This window comes from Rhizobium sp. WSM1274 (genome assembly GCF_025200775.1).
Lineage (GTDB): Bacteria > Pseudomonadota > Alphaproteobacteria > Rhizobiales > Rhizobiaceae > Rhizobium > Rhizobium leguminosarum_I.
On record NZ_CP104141.1, the window covers coordinates 91,078 to 108,932 of the forward strand.

Sequence of the window (17,855 nt, forward strand, 5' to 3'; positions counted from 1 at the left end):
TGATGGAAGAATTGATGACGCCGAGCCTCGTAGTCGAAAACGCCAGGACCGAAGCCGGCGAGATCGTCTTGCTTATTCTGAACAATGACCGGATCGCCGCGATCGGCCCGAACGCGGCCGCCGGCATCGACCCCGCAGTGCCGCGTTTCGATGCTGCCGGCGGCCTGCTCTGCCTTCCCTTCGTCGACGGCCATATTCATCTGGACAAGACGCTGATTGGCTTGCCATTCATCCCGCATATTCCGGGCGATACGGTCGCCAAACGGATCGAAGCGGAGAAAACGCTGCGGCGCATGGTGGCGCTGCCGGTCGAAGCCCGCGGCGGCGCGCTGCTGGAGAAGCTCGCAGCCTACGGCACACTTTCCGTTCGCAGCCATGTCGACATCGATACCGAAATCGGCTTGAAAGGCCTCGAGGCCGTGCTCTCGCTGAAGCAGAGCCATGGTCATCTCGTCGATATCCAGACCGTTGCCTTCCCGCAATCCGGCGTGCTGCGCGATCCCGGCACGGCCGGGCTGCTCGATGCGGCGATCGCCGCCGGCGCCGATCTCGTCGGTGGCCTCGATCCCGCCGGGATCGACAACGATGTGACCGGCCATCTCGATGCGATCTTTTCCGTCGCCGGCAAATACGGTGTCGGGCTCGATATCCATCTGCATGACGGCGGTGCACTCGGCGCCTTCGAACTTCGCCAGATCGCCGATCGCACGGCAGCACTCGGCCTCGAAGGCAAGGTGGTCGTCAGCCACGCTTTCTGCCTCGGCGAGTTGGACGATGCCGAATTCGGCCGCACTGCCGCCGCACTCGCCAGATCGGGCGTGGCGATCATGACCAGCGCGCCAGGAGCCGTGCCAATGCCACCGGTCAAGCGGCTTGCCGCCGCCGGCGTCCGGCTGTTCTGCGCCAACGACAATATCCGCGACGCCTGGTCGCCGTTCGGCAATGGCGACATGCTGGAGCGTGTCGGCATCCTCTGCGATCGCCAGGATTTCCGTTCGGATGAGGATCTGGCGGCGGCCTTCCGCCTGGCGACGCAGGCGCCGGCCGAAATCCTCGGCCGTCCCGTCGGCCCGCTCCAGGCCGGCTCACCTGCTGATTTTGTTATTTTGCCCGCAGCGTCGCTGGCAGAAGCCGTCGCTGCCCGTCCCCTCGATCGCATCGTCTTTCGCGGCGGCACTATTATCGCCCGCGGGGGCCGGCTCGTCGTCTGATTTTTCCATCAATGTATGGCGCATGGGAGCACCGCAGATGAAGGGCCGACTTTGGATCCGATCGCCGCTCGCCATCATGGCAGAAGGCGCCGAAGGAGGTATCGTCATCGAGAATGGCCGCATCGTCGAGCTGGTCGCAGCTGGACGGCAGCCTTCGACCCCCGTCGATGCACACTTCGACGCCGGCCGGCATGTCGTCATCCCCGGTCTCGTCAACACCCATCACCATATGTTCCAGACGCTGACGCGCGCCCATCCGGCTGCGATCAACAAGTCGCTTTGGCCATGGATCCGTGCGCTCTATCCAATCTGGGCGAGGCACATGACGCCCGAAGCCTTCCGTCTTGCCGTCCGTCTTGCGCTGACCGAGCTCCTCCTCTCCGGCTGCACCACCACCTCCGATCACCACTATCTCTATGCCGCCGGTCTCGAAGACGCGATGGATGTCGAAGCCGAGGAGGCGGCTCGCCTCGGCATGCGCATCACGCTGACGCGGGGCAGTCTCAATATCAAGGACCAGCAAGGCGTGATTTCGCCCGCCAATGTCGTGCAGGATGACGATGTGATCCTTGCCGACAGCGAGCGTGTGCTCCGGCGTTATCACGACCGCTCCGAAGGGGCGATGACGCAGGTGGCGCTCGCGCCCTGCGCGCCCTTCGACGTCACGCTGGAACTGATGCGCGAATCGGCGGCACTGGCGGAACGCTACGATTGCCGTCTTCATACCCATCTGGTCGAGACCAGGGCGGAAGCAGAATTCTGCCGCAGCAAATTCGCCTGCACGCCAGTGGAATATCTCGACCGCTGCAACTGGCTGAGTGCCCGCACTTGGCTCGCCCACGGCATTCATTTCGACGATGCCGAGATCGTCGAACTCGGCCGGCACGGCGTCGGCATCTGCCATTGTCCGACATCCAACATGGTGCTTGCATCAGGCATGTGCCGCACCTGCGAGCTGGAAGCCGCAGGAGTGCCAGTCGGCCTTGGCGTCGACGGCTCGGCTTCCAACGACAATTCCAACCTGATGGAAAGCGTGCGCCATGCCCTGATGCTGAACCGTCTGACCTATGGCGCCGAAGCCGTTACCCATCTCGACGCGCTGCGTTGGGGAAGCGCTGGCTCGGCAAGGCTGCTCGGTCGCGACGACATCGGGATCATCGCGCCGGGCCGCCAGGCGGATCTAGCCTTCTACAAGCTCGATGAATTGCGTTTCTCCGGTGCTGGCGATCCGCTGGCAGCCCTTGTGCTCTGCGGCGCGACCACGGCTGATCGCGTCATGATCGCAGGCGAATGGCGCGTCACCGACGGCATGCCGGAGGGTGTCGATATCGAGGCGCTGATTGCCGATCATAACCGCGTCGCCCGCAATTTTCTTCTGTCGGTCTGAGGAGGCCCCATGGCGATCGATTTCGTCGTCCGCAATGTCCGTATGGCCGGCTTGACCGAACCGACCGACATCGCATTCGAGGCAGGCCGCGTCGCGGCAATCGCACCTCGCTTCGTCTGCGACGCGCCGCACCATGATGCCGGAGGGAAATTCGCCTGCGCCGGCCTGATCGAGACCCACATTCACCTCGACAAGGCCGGCATTTTCAGCCGCTGCAATCTCTGCACCGGGACGCTCGCCGAGGCCGTCAGCGAGACCTCGAGGGCCAAGGCGGCCTTCACCGAGGAAGATGTCTATGCCCGCGCTGCCGCGGTCATCGAAAAGGCGATCGTCAACGGCACCACTCGCCTGCGCACCTTCGTCGAGATCGACCCGCGCGCCGGCTTCCGCTCGTTTGAGGCGATCAGAAAATTGAAGGCCGACTATACCAGCCTCATCGACATCGAAATCTGCGCATTCGCGCAGGAAGGTCTGACGAACGATCCCGGTACGGAGGGCATGCTCGAACAGGCGCTGAAGGTGGGGGCCGATCTGGTGGGGGGCTGCCCCTACACCGATCCGGAACCGACCGAACACATCCGCCGCATCTTCGACCTCGCCGTGCGCCACGACGTCGCCGTCGATTTCCATCTCGATTTCGACCTCGATCCCGCAGGCTCAAATCTCCCTGTCGTCATAGCCGAGACACTCGCTCGCCACTACCAGGGGCGCGTTTCGGTCGGCCACGTCACCAAGCTCTCTGCTTTGCCGCCGGAAGAGTTGGAGCCGATCGGCCGCCGTCTCGCCGAGGCTGGCATCGCATTGACCGTCCTGCCGGCCACCGATCTCTTCCTGACCGGTCGGAGTTCGACCCATCTCGTGCCGCGCGGCGTGACACCCGCTCACCGGCTAGCAACGCTCGGCGTCGTCGCGACCATCTCCACCAACAATGTCCTGAATCCGTTCACGCCGTTCGGCGACGTCAACCTGATGCGCATGGCCAATCTTTACGCCAACATCGCCCAGATCGGCACTCCCGGTGGCCTCGACGGCGTCTTCGCCATGATCACGACACAGGCTGCCACCCTCCTGGGAAGAAAGGCTTACGGCATTGCGATAGGCAGCGCGGCAGATATCGTCCTCTTCGACGCCCCCTCGGCTGCCGATGCCGTCGCGACAATCGCGCCGGCGAGCGCCGGGTGGAAAAATGGTCGCCGGAGCTTCCTTCGCCCGCGGCCGCAGCTTTTCCTGGACCCAGGCTAGGCACCGCATACGCTTTGCTGGAGTTCTCGCGATGAGCCAGTCGAAGGTAAAGCAATCACGGGTTGTGTATGTGGCGGCAAGGTTGGAATGTCCGTTTGTGTGCAAAGTAGAAGTGTCACTTCGGACGCGTCTTCAGCTATTTAGAAATGCGACACTCGGCATGTCCACTTGCGCTGAGGCAAGCCCCCGACCGGACCGGCTGGACCGGGTTGCAAGGGAAGGGAGGGGGCGGGTGAGATGCTCCCCTGCGGCTTTAGCTTGGACAGTTGGAGCAGCCGGTCATTCCGCCGCATCGAGGTCAGAGAGCGCTTGTCGCCGGCGGGCAATGACGGCGGGATCGTTCATGAAATCCTTCCGCCGTCCCGGACCGCGAGCACGTCGCACATAGCCGTTCTTCTCGCTGTTGGTCTTTACATCAGGCTGCGACTGCTGCTCCTGGCGCTCCTTGATATAGGCCAAGGCGCTTTCCGAACGGACAAAGCGCAACTGCATCAACCTGCCCGTCGCATCGTCGACGAACACCAGCAGCGAACACGGGTCACTGCGGTCCTCAAACCAGCGGTGCTCGGAGCCATCGATCTGTATCAGCTCGCCATAGGCCTCGCGCCGCAAGCGTGGCTGATGGAACGTCCGCCGCTGCTTGCGCGACAGCCAAAGGCCGGCCCCTGTCATCCAGCCGCGCAACGTCTCGCGCGACACATGCAGTCCATCGCGCTCGGCAAGCTTCTCAGCCGCCAATGTCGGCCCGAAGTCTGCATAGCGTTCGCGAACCAGCGTCACCGCGTAATCTCGAACACCGTCACTAATCCGGTTGTTCGACGGCCGACCGATCGCCTTGTGCCGGATCGACGCCGCACCACCAGTGCGGATCCGCTCCAACAGCCGTCGCACCTGGCGCTCGCTCAGATCAAGCACATGCGCCGCCGACACCATCATCATATGGCCGGCGATCACTTTCGATAGGATCTCGATCCGCTGCAGGTCGCGCTCGCTCATCGCTATCAGTCCCATCCGCAATCTCCACCGTCATCAAACCCGGGGAGAATGACATTCCAACTTTGCAGAAACAGGACACTTCAACTTTGCGGCTACAATCACGGGTTGTGTAAAATGGCATAAGCTGAATTATGGAACTTCTCTATTCGGCGTGTTGAAGTCAAGCGCTGTCGAGCTTCCATTTACATCGCATCTGATGTCGTTCACGGGGCCTTGCTTCTCTTCGGGATCGGGTCTTGGCCCTCCCCGATTCGAAGCTGAGACACACCAAATCCCACAGCTCCATCCGAGGTGCGCTAAATTGAATCAGTTGCCCAGTCTTCATGCGCGTGGCGAATTCGTATTACAAAAATTGTTTCATCATTTTCGATCCGATAAACGATTAGATGCGCTTTGAAGGGATGAATTCTAACGGGCGGATCGATCTCATCCCGTTCGCGCGCGATGCGTGGATTGGCAGCTATCAGATCAAATAATGCGAAAAGTTCATCGTGGTATCGCTTTGCTTGGCCTGCCCCGAACAGACGCACACCTTGCTCGGCGATCGCAATGATGTCCTCTTCCGCTTCGGCAGAAAGCCTAAAACTCATGACTTGCTGGTACGAGCCATCGCCTCAGCAAAGAGTTCATCCTTTGATCGAACGCCAACACCGCTTTGGAGCCCGGCCTCGACGAAGCTTTGCATGGCGGCGATCTTGTCGTTTCGCGTCTGGTCGCGTCGGATCAGGTCGCGCACGTAGTCGCTAGCATTCGAATATCGCCCGGTCCTGGCCTGGGCCTCCACCCAATCCTTCATCGCGCCCGGAAGAGATACGTTCATCGTGGCCATTGATAACCTCCATTTGAAGGCAATATAACCGATTTTGGCAAAGTTTGTCAAAGGATCGAACGCCTTGATGAGATGCGGACCTGACGACTGCATCACCACTTTTGCGGCCTTGCCGGAGGTGAAGGGCCCTCCCAGGCCCTTCGGATCAGTTTAAAGATCGGCTGTTCAGCCCCACTTCATTTCTCCCTTGGCGACTTTGGCGCCTATGTCGAGCGCAACGCCCATACCAAGACCCGGGAAGCGGGCTTCCATGGCGGCCTTCAGCGCGGCGGAATCGGCGGCCTTGGCGCGTTCTTCCTCAAAAGCGAGCAGATAGCTCTTCGTGTGTTCGACGGCGGACAGATCGGTTGCCGCTTCCGGCATCATGTGACCGGGAACGACAATCGTCGGCTTGCGGGCGCTGATCTTGTCGAGGGTGGCCACCCAAGCGGCACGCTGCTCCGATGCCTGGGTGTCGGCCGTCCATACGTGGACGCCGGAGAAAATCATGACGCCCCCGAAAACGGCGTTCAGCGACGGCACGAACAGGTACCGGCGATTGCTTAACCCCGCCTCGGCCGCGACAATCTCGACGGTCTCACCATCGACTGTGAGGCTTGGAGCGTCGAAGGCTTCGGGCATGACGATGTCTGCAAGGGTCTGCGGGCCGTTCTCCTTGAGCTGCGGCCCCCAAACGGCAAGCTTTTTCTCGACGTTGCCCTTGATCGCTGCAATCGTATCGGAGGCGGCCAGCACTTTTGTGCCGGGAAAGGCTTCGAGGACCGGCTTGAGGCTGAAGTAATAGTCGGGATCGGACTGGCTGACATAAATCGCGGTCAGCGTCTTGCCCGTGGCCTTGATGGCTTCCGCCAGCGCATGGCCGTCGGGATAGCTGAAGCCGCCGTCGATCAGCAACGCTTCGCTGGGGCCGGTCAGCAGCACCGGAGCGCGAAAGAAGCCATTTTGGCCGGCGGGGAAGTGCTTCCAGGCCAGCTTTGATCCGGCTGCGTTGCCGAGACCGGCAGGCGCGAAAACGGCCACCGCGCCGGCTGCGAGTGTGGTTTTCATGATTTCTCTCCTTGAATACATGGTTGTCTCCGATGATCGCCAGTTTCGATTTTCTGCTGCCGTGAGCGTTGCCCCCCGGCAGGCTTTGTCGGTAGTTCATGGAACGGTCTGCTGACAATGAACGATCACGCCGCCTGAAGCTCGGCAGCAAGTTGGTCAAAGCCGCCGAACAAGGCATCGCTGCGCAGCACGCGGCGCTTGTCGCCGTCGCTGATCAATAGCGCCGGGACACCATCCATCCGGAATGCATCCATCAGTTGGCGGGACTTCCCGATCCTGTTGCGGTAGGCGTCGAGCAGAACCTCGTCCGGAGCCCGGACACGAGCGGCCGCATCGGAAAACCCAGCCTGATCGAGAACGTCGGCCACGACAACGATCTCCGAAGTATTGCGGCCGTCAACATAACGGGCGATTTGAAGTGCCGTCAGAGCTTCGCGCTCTCTGTCGAGTTGCGTAAGGCCGACCGCAATGAGCCCGAGCGTCGCAGGGGCGGAGTCGAACATAGTGTCCGCGCCCCCGAGAATCTGATCGCGATAGAGTTGGCTGAAGACCTGTCCCGTGAGCCGGTTGATCCGCTGGTCATTATGCCAGGCATAGGCTGCGAAACGTTCATCCAGCGGCCGCGCGCCTTCGCCCGCGAAGAGTCCGCTCGGCGCAAGCTCGACGGTGAGATTGTCGAGCTTGGCCATATTGTCGAGCGCCGGCGCCGCACCATAACACCAGCCACAAAGCGGATCGTAGAGATAGGTAAGATGCATATCGGACCATCCTTGAAGCGATGGGCAACAGATAGCGCACTTCTATTGAGTGATAAATATTGTTAAATGTGACAGAATGTATGTCAAAAGCTTACAATCAAGGGGAAGAAGGTCATGGAGGCTGTCAACCTCAATCGGCTTGCCTATTTCGCAGCCGTCGTCGATACCGGCTCGTTCACGAAAGCTGCCGAGCGCCTCGCGATCACAAAGACGGTCGTCAGCCAGCAGGTTGCCCGGCTGGAAGCTGAGTTGAAAACCAGCTTGCTCCTGCGAACAACGCGACGCGTCGAGCCGACCGAGGCCGGCAAGCTTCTCTACGCGCGCTGCGTCATGATCTTCCGCGAAGCCGAGGACGCGGTCGGTGAAATCACCCGCGCAAATGCCGAGCCGACCGGCATGCTACGCATTGCTGCGCCCAACGATTATGGTGCGAGCACGATCGCTCCGATTGCTGGGGCGTTTATCCAGAAGTACCCCGCTTGCAGGGTGGAGCTTCTGCTCGCCGATACGAAGATGGATTTGCTCGCCAATCAGATCGATCTGTCGATCCGCGTTGGTTGGCTCGATGACTCCAGTCATCAAGCGAGACGGATCGGTTCGTTCCGGCAGTTTCTTGTTGCGTCCCCCAGCTTCTCCTCCACGCTCAATTTGAATAGCCCAGAGGATGCGGCGGGCCAGCCGTTTATCGCCAACCTGGCCCTCAAGGAGCCGGTGGTCTGGAGGTTTATCCAGGGCGATTTCGATCGGCGGACTGTGCGGATGCAGCAGAGCCTAATGAGCAATTCGACGCCTGCGGTTCTCGCGGCCACGCTTGCTGGAGCAGGCATGTCCGTGCTTCCGGATTTTCTGGCTGGAGAGCATATAGACGCCGGCCGATTGACAAGATTGTTGCCGGACTGGAGCCTGCCGGCCGGAGGAATCTATGTCGTCTATCCGGCAGCTCGGTTCCGCACTCCCAAAGTCACGGCCTTTGTCGCAATGCTTACGGACGGTCGCCCGCCCGCTTGAGTTGCTCCGAAGCAGCCTTAAGTGCCGGGGAATTGGTATGCCGTCGCAGGGCTTTGCAAAGGAAACTCCGACGCCATATTCTCGCCTTGACGGCGACCGCTTCCCGAAGTTCATTCAAGCGCTATGGTGTAGGAAAACAAGTGTGAGCATGGGACAAGATACAAGCTACCTTCTAGAACGGATGACGATTGTCGGTGATCTGGAGGTTGCCTCCTTCGTTCCCTGGATCCGGCGTCATGCCGCCAAGCTTGGCCTCTCGCACACCGTATCTCATACGAGTTCCATGCGGATCGAACTTGAGGTTGCTGGGCCGGAGGAGTTGATCGACATGCTGGAGATGGGATGCTCTCTCGGGCCTATCGACGTGTGGGTCGAGAGGATAGATCGAACGGCGATCAGCGGCGAAAGGACCTAGTCCGGGCTCTCGCGCATTTCATCGGTGCATATTATTTACTCAATATTGCCAATGCGAAATAATTATGCAAACCTGATAAGGTTGCGGCGGAATAGCCTCGGCGCCGATGCTGGACTTGATCGGCAAGCATTTGGTTTTGTTTGGGAATTCTAGTCATGCCTTCCGATACGACGGGCTTTTGGACGCCAGTCGCCCTTTCCCGGGATTTGCCGGCCGGAACCGTGATGCCGGCTTGGACGGCCGCCGGATCGATTGCCCTGTGGCGCAGCGCTTCGGGGCGCATATCGGCATCGGCAGATCGCTGTCCGCACCGCGGCATGCGCTTGTCTCACGGCTTCGTGCGCGGCGAGGCGCTTTCCTGCATCTATCACGGCTGGAGCTATGGCCAGGCCGGAAACTGTCTCCGCATCCCGGCCCATCCGGGGCTGATGCCGCCGGAAACCATCCGCGTCGCCACCCATGATGTCGAGGAAGCGGGCAGCGTGATCTGGGTGGCCGTGGGTACGCCCACATCGAAGCCGCCGAGGCTGGAGGGCCTCGTTCCCCTGCGCTCCCTGACAGCGTTCGCCGGCATCGCCGCGATCGAGGCGGCGGCCGGCGGCAAGACGAGCGCTGATGGTCTTGTCGAGATCGACGCATCCACCGGGGCCGTCTGTCTGCTATTATCCGCCCAAGAAGACGGACAGACGCTGATCCATGTGCTGCTGAAGGGCGATGCCGGCCCTGCCGCGGGTATCGGAGCTTCACGGGCCGCCGAAAGCCTGCGCCGCCGGGCCGAGGATATTCAGAGGAAGATCGCGCAATGACCATGCAGGCGATGATCGACGAATGGTATCCGGTCGGGCTTTTCAGCCAGCTCGACAGCGCCGGCCGCACGACGGCGCTGATGGGCGAGCCGATCGAAGTGGCGCGCGATGCCGATGGCAATGCGAAGGTGACGGGCGTAGATGGCCGTGTTCTGCCGGTGCGCGTCCGTTACGGCCATGTCTGGTCCTCCCTCGGCGAGCCGAAGAAGGAACTTTTTCCCATTCCCGAGGCTGACCAGCCCGGTCGCCGCTTCGTCGATGTCGGCGTGGTGCGGGTGCGCTGCTCGCCGCTGCGTGCCGTCGAGAACTTCCTCGACATCGCCCATTTCCCCTTCGTCCATACCGATATTCTCGGCGCAGAGCCGCATACGGAGGTCCAGAACTACAAGGTCGAGATCCGCGAGGAAGAAGACGAGGTCTGGGCAACGCAGGTGAAGTTCTACCAGCCGCAGGCCTCGAAGTCGGCAAGCGGCGGGATCACCACGGAATACATGTACCGCGTGCCGGCGCCCACTTGCTCGGTGCTTTACAAGACCTGCCCGCCGCGCCCGAGCGAATGGGATGTCATCACGCTCTTCGTGCAGCCGCTGGCCGAGGACCTGTGCGACGTCTGGCCATGGATGGCGCTCTTCGACGACGAGACCGCGATGATCGACCTCATCCACTTCCAGCAGACGATCTTTCTGCAGGACCGTTCGATCCTCGAAAACCAGATCCCGCGGCTGCTGCCGCTCGACCCCGGCATGGAAATCCCGACGCGGGCCGATCTGACATCGATCGCCTACCGGCGCTGGCTGAAGCGCCACAACTATACCTATGGCGCACAACTGGTGGCGCAATGAAGCTCTACGACTACATTCTCTCGCCCAGTTGCTACAAGGTGCGCCTGATGGCGGCGCTGACCGGCGTGAAGCTTGACCTGCGGCCGGTGGATTTCCATCCCGGCGCCGAGCATCGCGGCGCCGAACTGCTTGCGCTCAATCCGGCAGGCTCCATTCCGATCCTGGAGGATAGCGACCTGATCCTGACGGAATCGTCGGCGATCCTTGTCTATCTCGCCACCAAGGCAGCACCCGAATGGCTCGGCAGCGGCAAGGCCGAGGAAGCGGCGCGGGTACAGCAATGGCTGTCCTTCTCCGGCCGGCTGACAGCAAGTCTCGGGGCAGCGCGGCTCCATGAGATGCTGCTGCGTCCCGGCGATATCGGCGCGCTGCAGGCTCTGGGCATCGCCGCCCTTCGCGAGCTTGAAGCCGGGCTTGTGGAGCAGGGTCTTGGCGGCATGCGCTTCCTCGCCGCCGACCGGCCGACAATTGCCGACATCGCCTGCTTTCCCTATGTGGCGCTGGCGCCCGATGGGGGCGTCACGCTGGATGCTTATCCTGCGATCCGGCTCTGGTCACGGGCGCTGCGCGCCCTCGACAAATTTATCGAGATGCCAGGTATTCACCGGCTGCACGAGTTGAAGCCCGAACCTCATATCGAACCGGGCGAGGCGTGAGATGGCTGGATATCTCCTGAAGAACTGCGCGGCCGTGATTGTCGACGAGGGCAAGGGACCGGTCGTCCATCGCAATGTCGATCTCCTGACCAGCGGTCCGGCGATCGTGGCGATCGGCGAAAATCTGGGGGCGGACGCACTGCCTGCCGGCACGACCGTGCAGGATGCTGGCGGCTGGTTTGTCTATCCGGGCCTCGTCAACACCCATCATCACTTCTTTCAGTGCTTCGTGCGCAACCGCGCCGATCTCGACTGGACGAAGCTCTCGGTGATCGAGTGGCTGGACCGCATCTACCCGATCTTTTCGCAGCTCAACGAGGCGTGCTTTTATCACGCCTCCGTCACGGCGATGGCCGAGATGATCAAGCATGGCTGCACCACGGCCTTCGACCACCAGTACAATTTCCCCCGGCACGCCGGGAAGCGGCTGATCGACCGTCAGTTCGAAGCAGCCGAGCTGCTCGGCATGCGTTTCCATGCCGGCCGCGGCGGCAACACCCTGCCGAAGTCGGAAGGTTCGACCATCCCGGACGAGATGCTGGAAACGACCGACGAGTTCATCGCCGACTGCGCGCGGCTGATCGACACCTATCATGATGCGAGCCCCTTCAGCATGCGCCAGGTCGTGGTCGCGCCCTGCCAGCCGGTGAACTGCTACCGCGAGACCTTCGTGGAATCGGTGGCGCTGGCGCGTGATCGCGGCGTCATGATGCATACCCATGTCGGCGAAGGCGAAAGCCCGGTCATCCAGGCTCGCCACGGCATGCGCACGGTCGACTATCTGCAAGAACTTGGCTTTGCCGGGGCCGATGCCTTCTATGCCCATTGCTGGGAGCTCACTCACGACGAACTCAGGACAATGGCCGCCAGCGACACCGGTGTCGCGCATTGCCCGGAACCGGTCTATCTCGTCGGCGCTGAGGTCACCGACATTCCCGCCATGGCCGCCTTCGGCCTGCGCATCGGCCTCGGCTGCGACGGCGCCGCCTCCAACGACAATTCCAACCTGATGCACTGCCTGCATTCCGCCTACATGCTGCAGTGCCTCGTCGCCTCCGGCCGCGCCCATCCCGTGCCGCCGCCGGTCGATTTCCTCGGCTACGGCACGTCAGGGGGTGCCAGCCTGCTCGGCCGGCGCGATATCGGCCGGCTGGCGCCCGGCATGGCCGCCGACCTGTTTGCGATCGACACCCGGCGCATGGACTACGTCGGCACGCGGCACGATCCGCTGAGCCTGATTGCCCGCGTCGGCATCGGTATGGCGACGGACATGACCATGATCAATGGCCGCATCGTCTGGCAGAAGGGCGAATTTCCCGGTCTCGACGAGGCCAAGCTGGCTGCCGATGCCGAGGCCGCACTATCCACCGTGGAATTTTAAAAAACCAAAAGAGGGAACTGAGAACATGACCAAATTGACCCGCAGAAACCTGATGACGGCCGCTGCCGCCACCGGCCTTGCCGGCGTGCTCGGCAGCCGCCTTGCTTTGGCCGCCGACGAGCCGCTCGGCATCACGCTCGTCGTCCCGTCGCCGATCGGCGACGTCGGCTGGGGACATGCACTTGCCGCCGGTCTCGAGCCGATCAAGGCTGCTTACGGCGACAAGGTCAAGATCACCGTGCTTGAGAATATCGCGGAAGGCCCGGATGCCGACCGCATCATGAACAAGACCGTCGCCGACGGAAACAAGTTCCTGGTCGCCGGTTCCTTCGGTTATCAGAACGGCGCCTTGCAGATCGCCCGCCGCGATCCGAGCGTCACGGTCCTGCACGCCTCCGGCTTCCAGGTTGCTCCGAACTTCTCGCCGTTCGCCGCCAAATATTTCCAGGGCACCTATCTGCTCGGCATGGCTGCCGCAGCCCTTTCCAAGACCGGCAAGCTGGGTTCCGTCTCCGCCTTCGCCATTCCCGAACTGATCACCTCCATCAACGCCTTCACCCTCGGCGCCCGGGCCGTCAAGCCCGATATCGAAGTCTCGGTCGTCTGGGTGAACTCCTGGTTCGACCCGGCCAAGGAGCAGGAGGCCGCCAAGGCGCTGATCGCGCAGAAATGCGACGTGATCTTCTCCAACGCCCAGGACACGCCGTCTGTCATCTCGGCCTGCGAAGAAGCCGGCGTCTACGCCTTCAACCTCAACTCTTCGATGAAGAAATATGCGCCGAAAACCTATCTTGGATGCATCTCGACGGACTGGTCGCCGTTCTTCAAGGCATCGGTCGACGCCCATCTCGCCGGCACGTTCAAGGGCGCCAATGCGTTCCTCGGCGTCGCCGACAAGGTCGTCGAAGTGGTCGACTGGAGCCCGGATGTTCCGGCTGACGTGATGACCAAGATCAAGGAGATCGAGGCAAAGATCGCTGACGGTAGCTTCTCGCCTTTCACGGGGCCGATCATCAAGGCCGACGGCAGCCAAGGTGTCGCATCGGGTGCGGCCATGGCCGACGCCGAAATCATTGCCATGAACTGGCACGTCAAGGGCGTGTCCACGCCGCTGCCGAAATAAGTGATGACGACCCCGCTTCTGTCGCTGCGCGGTATTTCGAAGAGCTACGGCCAGATCCATGCCAATCAGGCAATCGATCTGGACGTGGCCCCGCAATCGATCCATGCGATCCTCGGCGAAAACGGGGCGGGAAAATCGACGCTGATGAAGCTGATCTACGGCGTCGAGCAACCGGACGACGGAGACGTCGTATGGGAAGGAGAACCCTTGCACCTCGCCTCCCCTGCCGAGGCGAGGCGCCACGGCATCGGCATGGTCTTCCAGCACTTTTCGCTGTTCGAGACCCTGACCGTCCTGGAGAATATTCGGCTGGTCGTGCCGGGTCGCAAGGCTGAGCTCAAGGACCGCATTCGGACGCTTGGACAGGAGTTCGGGCTCGAAGTCGACCCACTCGCCCATGTGCATGCGTTGTCCGTCGGCGAGCGGCAACGGGTGGAGATCCTCCGAAGCCTGATGACCAATCCGAAGCTTTTGATCCTCGACGAGCCGACCTCCGTCCTGCCGCCGCAACTGGTGGAGAAGCTCTTCGACACGCTGCGCCGGCTGCGCGACGGCGGCGTTTCCATCCTGTTGATCTCCCACAAGCTCGAGGAAATCCGGGCGATCTGCGATCGGGCGACGATCCTGCGCGGCGGACGGGTGACCGGGGATGTCGACCCGCGTGACCATGATGCCCACGACCTTGCCCGCATGATGATCGGCCGCGATATGCCCGCTCCCATCTCGGCGCTGCCGCTATCCGGCGGTGAAAAGCGGCTGGAGATCATCGGTTTGGACTATCAGCCAGACGATCCCTTTGCCGTGCCGCTCTCCGGCATCAGCCTTGAAGTGCGTGCCGGCGAAATCCTCGGGATCGCCGGTATTTCGGGCAACGGCCAAAGCGAACTTGCCGCGTTGATTTCAGGCGAAACGGTGCTGGGGCGCGACCAACGCGACCGGATCTACATGATGGGGATCGATGTCGGCAGGCTCGACGCCGCCGCGCGGCGGATGCTCGGATTTGCTTTCGTTCCGGAAGACCGGCTCGGACGTGGCGCCGTCCCCGAAATGTCGCTCGCCCTCAACAGCCTGCTGACGGCCCATCCGCTCAAACTTTTGCGGCACGGTCTCGTCGACAGGGCGCGGGCGTTGGCGTTCACCAAGGATTGCATCCGTCAGTACGATGTCCGCACTTCAGGCCCGGATGCGGAAGCCGGCACTCTATCCGGTGGCAATCTGCAGAAGTTCATCGTTGGCCGCGAAATCATGCTGTCTCCGAAATTGCTTTTCGTGGCGCAGCCGACCTGGGGCGTCGATATCGGCGCCGCATCCGCCATCCGCAGCCGTCTGGTCGCATTGCGCAATCAGGGAATGGCGATCCTCGTCATTTCCGAAGAGCTGGAAGAACTGTTCGAGCTCTGTGATTCCATCCAGGTGCTGCATCACGGCCGGCTCAGCCCGCCGCTCGCGACACGGGACACCAAACCCGAGGAGATCGGCCGATACATGATCGGGGCACAAGCCTCGCCTGAGAAAGTCTAGCAATGAGCGCTTGGTCCCTTGCTTTCGTTCCCACCCTGGTCCGCCGGGAGCGCGCCTCGCTTGCCGCGACCTTGCTCGCGCCGGTCATGGCACTCGTCATAGCGATCGCGCTCAACCTCGGCCTATACATCTTGATGGGTCGCGACCCTGTCGCGGTCGTTTATGCGATGCTTTTCGAGCCCTTCCTTTCCTGGGCCTCGTTTTCGGAGGTGCTTTTAAAGGCGGGACCGCTCCTTCTGATTGCACAGGGGCTGGCGATCGGCTTTCGCGCCAAGGTCTTCAACATCGGCGCCGAGGGCCAGTTCATACTCGGCGCGATCTTCGCCTCTGCCATCCCGGTCTGGTTTCCTCAGGCGACGGGCCAGTGGATCTGGCCGGCAATGCTGCTGCTCGGCGCCATCGGCGGCGCACTTTGGGCTTCTCTCACCGCTTTCTGGCGCGTGCGCCTCAACGCCAACGAGATCCTCGTTTCGTTGATGCTGAGCCTCGTTGCGGCGCAGCTGCTGAACTATCTGTTGCTCGGCCCCTGGAAGGATCCGAACGGCTTCAACTTCCCCCAGTCGGTGATGTTTCAGTACGATGCGATGGTGCCGACCCTGATTGCCGGTACCCGCGTCAATGTCTCGTTCCTCATCACGCTGGCTTTGTCGGTTGCGGCCTGGGTCTTCATGCAGAGGAGCTTCATCGGTTACAAGCTGCAGGTCGGCGGTCTGGCGCCGCGGGCTGCCGGCTATGCCGGCTTCAGGGAAGGTTGGGCGATCTGGCTTTCGCTGCTGATCGGCGGCTTTGCCGCCGGCCTTGCAGGGGCTGCCGAAGTCGCCGGTCCGCTCGGCCAGCTGCAGCGTTCGGTCGCGAGTGGCTATGGCTATGCGGCCATTATCGTCGCCTATCTCGGCGGCCTGCATCCGATCGGCATCGTGATCTCTGGACTGGTCATGGCGGTCATCTATATCGGCGGCGACAATGCCATGGTCTCGGCCAACCTGCCGATTGCCGCCGTCCGTGTCTTCCAGGGCAGCCTGCTGCTTGCCTATCTGATCGCCGTCGCCTTCGTGCGCTATCGACTTGAATGGCGCCGCGCCGCCCACCGGAGCCCGTCATGAACGCCATCGAGTTCATTCTTGCCGGCATGCTTGCGGCTGCGACACCGTTTCTTCTCGCAGCCCTCGGCGAGCTGGTGGCCGAGCGTGCCGGCGTCCTCAACCTCGGGGTCGAGGGATTGATGGCCTTTGGTGCCGTGCTCGCCTTCATCATCGTCTACCAGGGTGGCGGACATCTCCTGGGATTCGTCGCAGCCGGGCTCGGCAGCGCTGTCCTTTCGCTGCTCTTCGCCTTCGTCACGCTGGGATTCCGGGCAAACCAGGTGGCGGCGGGCCTTGCCATCGGCATTCTCGGTCAAGGCCTTTCCGCGCTCTTCGGCAAGACCTATGAAAGCCTCACGGTCAGGGGGCTTCCAAAGCTTGCTCTTCCGGGGCTTTCGGAGTTGCCGGTTATCGGTGGCCTTTTCCTCCAGGACATCGTCGTCTGGATTTCGCTTGCCGCGACGCTGGCTTTGTGGGTCATATTTGCCTACACCAAGCTTGGCCTCATCGTCCGCGCCGTCGGCGAGAACCCGAAGGCCGCTCACGCCATCGGCTATTCGGTGATATCGGTCCGGATCCTCGCCATCGCCTTCGGCGGTGCGATGGCCGGCTTCGCCGGCGCCTACGCGTCGGTGGTCTACACCCCGCTCTGGGCTGACGGGATGATCGCCGGACGCGGCTGGATCGCCATTGCCCTCGTCGTCTTCGGGACTTGGCTCACCGGCCGTATCTTCCTCGGCGCCTGCCTCTTCGGCGCGGTGTCGCTGATGGGGCTTGCAGCTCAGGCAACCGGACTGGACGTTCCCTCGCAATTGCTCTCCAGCCTGCCATATCTCGTTACGATCATCGTGCTCGGCATCATCTCCGCTGACCGCCGCCTGCTGAAACTGAACGGCGTGGCATCGCTTGGCGAACCATTCGAGCGATAAAGACGCGCGGCGCTGCAGCGCCGGCGAAGAAGCCCGTGGTCAGCCGCGATCGCGTTTCCTGCGGCCGTGCGCCTCAAATTGGACGAGCAGCGACTTGAGCTCGATCTCGCGAACGCGTCTTGCCGCTTCATCGGGGCTCACCCATTCGAGAATACGCTGACTCCGCTCCTTGAAATCGCCGCTGATGTCCGTGACTTCAATCTGAAATATGTCGACGATACAGGGCACAACATCGCCATTGTCGAGTTCTTTCAGATAGGTATAGCGGCCGACCGGCTTCTTCTTCACCACCCCGCGCACGCCTGCCTCCTCCCAGGCCTCGATTGCTGCTGCTTCGAAAGGCTTTTTCCCTTTCATCGGCCACCCTTTCGGGATGACCCAGCGTGCGCTCTCGCGCGATGTGATCACCAGGATTTCGACCTCGGATCCGCCATTGCCGTGGCGGAAGCAAAGTGCGCCGTATTGTTGACGGAATGAACCGGCGAACAGCGTTTCAGGAACAGCAGCGAGCTGTCGCAGCAGTGGCTGGGACTTGTCCGGTCGCGGCTTCCTGCCTTTTTTGCTGGGCGTCATAAGGAATGAATTACCGAATTTGCTTGTTGCTTCAATTGCCTGAGCGTGT

Annotated in this window: 18 protein-coding genes and 1 pseudogene; 13 read left to right on the forward strand and 6 right to left on the reverse strand. The window is 61.9% G+C overall.

Features of this window, described 5'->3' with window-relative positions; all coding sequences use genetic code 11:
* Window positions 1–14: 14 nt before the first annotated feature.
* The 3 genes from N2600_RS32215 to N2600_RS32225 are packed head-to-tail and all read left to right on the forward strand — an operon-like array spanning window position 15 to window position 3,840.
* Window positions 15–1,211, forward strand: coding sequence for an amidohydrolase (locus N2600_RS32215; RefSeq protein ID WP_260299790.1), 1,197 nt, complete (start codon window positions 15–17; stop codon window positions 1,209–1,211).
* A 37-nt stretch (window positions 1,212–1,248) separates the two neighbouring features.
* A complete protein-coding gene (locus N2600_RS32220; protein WP_260112151.1) occupies window positions 1,249–2,598 on the forward strand; it encodes an 8-oxoguanine deaminase in 1,350 nt (449 codons plus the stop codon).
* Window positions 2,599–2,607: 9 nt separating this feature from the next.
* Window positions 2,608–3,840 carry an amidohydrolase family protein gene (locus N2600_RS32225; RefSeq protein ID WP_260112152.1) on the forward strand — a complete coding sequence of 411 codons (1,233 nt, stop codon included), beginning with the start codon at window positions 2,608–2,610 and terminating at the stop codon, window positions 3,838–3,840.
* Window positions 3,841–4,284: 444 nt separating this feature from the next.
* On the opposite strand, the pseudogene N2600_RS32230 reads toward N2600_RS32225, so the two are convergent.
* The 5 genes and pseudogenes from N2600_RS32230 to N2600_RS32250 all read right to left on the reverse strand — a co-directional run.
* A pseudogene (locus tag N2600_RS32230) lies at window positions 4,285–4,851 on the reverse strand (helix-turn-helix domain-containing protein); the annotation flags it as partial.
* A 281-nt stretch (window positions 4,852–5,132) separates the two neighbouring features.
* Complete coding sequence (locus N2600_RS32235; protein ID WP_017968612.1) at window positions 5,133–5,426, reverse strand: type II toxin-antitoxin system RelE/ParE family toxin; 294 nt, start codon at window positions 5,424–5,426, stop codon at window positions 5,133–5,135.
* On the reverse strand, window positions 5,423–5,665 hold the full coding sequence (locus tag N2600_RS32240) for a type II toxin-antitoxin system ParD family antitoxin (protein WP_260299791.1): 243 nt from the start codon (window positions 5,663–5,665) through the stop codon (window positions 5,423–5,425). Before N2600_RS32240 ends, N2600_RS32235 begins: the two co-directional genes overlap by 4 nt.
* Window positions 5,666–5,830: 165 nt before the next feature.
* A complete protein-coding gene (locus tag N2600_RS32245; RefSeq protein WP_222293944.1) occupies window positions 5,831–6,733 on the reverse strand; it encodes an MBL fold metallo-hydrolase in 903 nt (300 codons plus the stop codon).
* Window positions 6,734–6,837: 104 nt separating this feature from the next.
* Entirely contained in the window at window positions 6,838–7,470 is a 633-nt protein-coding gene (locus N2600_RS32250; protein WP_260299792.1) for a DsbA family protein, read from the reverse strand.
* Window positions 7,471–7,584: 114 nt separating this feature from the next.
* On the opposite strand from N2600_RS32250, the gene N2600_RS32255 reads away from it, so the two are divergent.
* The 10 genes from N2600_RS32255 to N2600_RS32300 all read left to right on the forward strand — a co-directional run bounded on the left by N2600_RS32255 (window position 7,585) and on the right by N2600_RS32300 (window position 17,233).
* Complete coding sequence (locus N2600_RS32255) at window positions 7,585–8,478, forward strand: LysR family transcriptional regulator (protein WP_260299793.1); 894 nt, start codon at window positions 7,585–7,587, stop codon at window positions 8,476–8,478.
* Between the two features lie 148 nt (window positions 8,479–8,626).
* Complete coding sequence (locus N2600_RS32260) at window positions 8,627–8,893, forward strand: acylphosphatase (protein WP_162117541.1); 267 nt, start codon at window positions 8,627–8,629, stop codon at window positions 8,891–8,893.
* Between the two features lie 155 nt (window positions 8,894–9,048).
* The gene (locus N2600_RS32265; RefSeq protein ID WP_260299794.1) at window positions 9,049–9,699 is read left to right on the forward strand and encodes a Rieske (2Fe-2S) protein; all 651 of its coding nucleotides are present in this window, start codon (window positions 9,049–9,051) and stop codon (window positions 9,697–9,699) included.
* Window positions 9,696–10,541 (forward strand): aromatic ring-hydroxylating oxygenase subunit alpha, encoded by an 846-nt coding sequence (locus tag N2600_RS32270; protein ID WP_260299795.1) that lies wholly within the window; start codon window positions 9,696–9,698, stop codon window positions 10,539–10,541. The genes N2600_RS32265 and N2600_RS32270 overlap by 4 nt, the downstream gene beginning before the upstream one ends.
* Entirely contained in the window at window positions 10,538–11,197 is a 660-nt protein-coding gene (locus N2600_RS32275; RefSeq protein ID WP_260299796.1) for a glutathione S-transferase family protein, read from the forward strand. The genes N2600_RS32270 and N2600_RS32275 overlap by 4 nt, the downstream gene beginning before the upstream one ends.
* A gap of 1 nt (window position 11,198) precedes the next feature.
* Entirely contained in the window at window positions 11,199–12,578 is a 1,380-nt protein-coding gene (locus N2600_RS32280) for an amidohydrolase (RefSeq protein ID WP_170255240.1), read from the forward strand.
* 25 nt (window positions 12,579–12,603) lie between these two features.
* Entirely contained in the window at window positions 12,604–13,701 is a 1,098-nt protein-coding gene (locus tag N2600_RS32285) for a BMP family ABC transporter substrate-binding protein (RefSeq protein WP_260299797.1), read from the forward strand.
* Between the two features lie 3 nt (window positions 13,702–13,704).
* Window positions 13,705–15,222 (forward strand): ABC transporter ATP-binding protein, encoded by a 1,518-nt coding sequence (locus tag N2600_RS32290; RefSeq protein ID WP_260299798.1) that lies wholly within the window; start codon window positions 13,705–13,707, stop codon window positions 15,220–15,222.
* 2 nt (window positions 15,223–15,224) lie between these two features.
* Window positions 15,225–16,325, forward strand: a complete 1,101-nt coding sequence (locus N2600_RS32295) for an ABC transporter permease (RefSeq protein ID WP_222334387.1) — start codon at window positions 15,225–15,227, stop codon at window positions 16,323–16,325.
* Entirely contained in the window at window positions 16,322–17,233 is a 912-nt protein-coding gene (locus N2600_RS32300; protein WP_260299800.1) for an ABC transporter permease, read from the forward strand. Before N2600_RS32295 ends, N2600_RS32300 begins: the two co-directional genes overlap by 4 nt.
* A 39-nt stretch (window positions 17,234–17,272) precedes the next feature.
* Here N2600_RS32300 and N2600_RS32305 read toward each other — a convergent pair whose 3' ends face one another.
* A complete protein-coding gene (locus N2600_RS32305; protein WP_260299801.1) occupies window positions 17,273–17,806 on the reverse strand; it encodes an NUDIX hydrolase in 534 nt (177 codons plus the stop codon).
* Window positions 17,807–17,855: the final 49 nt, after the last annotated feature.

What these genes read in the sequence shown, in the direction of transcription:
- N2600_RS32290 (WP_260299798.1), top strand. Translation starts at nt 13,705, where the DNA reads ATGACGACCCCGCTTCTGTCGCTGCGCGGTATTTCGAAGAGCTACGGC.
- N2600_RS32225 (WP_260112152.1), top strand. Translation starts at nt 2,608, where the DNA reads ATGGCGATCGATTTCGTCGTCCGCAATGTCCGTATGGCCGGCTTGACC.
- N2600_RS32265 (WP_260299794.1), top strand. Translation starts at nt 9,049, where the DNA reads ATGCCTTCCGATACGACGGGCTTTTGGACGCCAGTCGCCCTTTCCCGG.
- N2600_RS32235 (WP_017968612.1), bottom strand. Translation starts at nt 5,426, where the DNA reads ATGAGTTTTAGGCTTTCTGCCGAAGCGGAAGAGGACATCATTGCGATC.
- N2600_RS32240 (WP_260299791.1), bottom strand. Translation starts at nt 5,665, where the DNA reads ATGGCCACGATGAACGTATCTCTTCCGGGCGCGATGAAGGATTGGGTG.
- N2600_RS32300 (WP_260299800.1), top strand. Translation starts at nt 16,322, where the DNA reads ATGAACGCCATCGAGTTCATTCTTGCCGGCATGCTTGCGGCTGCGACA.
- N2600_RS32285 (WP_260299797.1), top strand. Translation starts at nt 12,604, where the DNA reads ATGACCAAATTGACCCGCAGAAACCTGATGACGGCCGCTGCCGCCACC.
- N2600_RS32245 (WP_222293944.1), bottom strand. Translation starts at nt 6,733, where the DNA reads ATGTATTCAAGGAGAGAAATCATGAAAACCACACTCGCAGCCGGCGCG.
- N2600_RS32220 (WP_260112151.1), top strand. Translation starts at nt 1,249, where the DNA reads ATGAAGGGCCGACTTTGGATCCGATCGCCGCTCGCCATCATGGCAGAA.
- N2600_RS32305 (WP_260299801.1), bottom strand. Translation starts at nt 17,806, where the DNA reads ATGACGCCCAGCAAAAAAGGCAGGAAGCCGCGACCGGACAAGTCCCAG.
- N2600_RS32280 (WP_170255240.1), top strand. Translation starts at nt 11,199, where the DNA reads ATGGCTGGATATCTCCTGAAGAACTGCGCGGCCGTGATTGTCGACGAG.
- N2600_RS32255 (WP_260299793.1), top strand. Translation starts at nt 7,585, where the DNA reads ATGGAGGCTGTCAACCTCAATCGGCTTGCCTATTTCGCAGCCGTCGTC.
- N2600_RS32250 (WP_260299792.1), bottom strand. Translation starts at nt 7,470, where the DNA reads ATGCATCTTACCTATCTCTACGATCCGCTTTGTGGCTGGTGTTATGGT.
- N2600_RS32215 (WP_260299790.1), top strand. Translation starts at nt 15, where the DNA reads ATGACGCCGAGCCTCGTAGTCGAAAACGCCAGGACCGAAGCCGGCGAG.
- N2600_RS32270 (WP_260299795.1), top strand. Translation starts at nt 9,696, where the DNA reads ATGACCATGCAGGCGATGATCGACGAATGGTATCCGGTCGGGCTTTTC.
- N2600_RS32275 (WP_260299796.1), top strand. Translation starts at nt 10,538, where the DNA reads ATGAAGCTCTACGACTACATTCTCTCGCCCAGTTGCTACAAGGTGCGC.
- N2600_RS32260 (WP_162117541.1), top strand. Translation starts at nt 8,627, where the DNA reads ATGGGACAAGATACAAGCTACCTTCTAGAACGGATGACGATTGTCGGT.
- N2600_RS32295 (WP_222334387.1), top strand. Translation starts at nt 15,225, where the DNA reads ATGAGCGCTTGGTCCCTTGCTTTCGTTCCCACCCTGGTCCGCCGGGAG.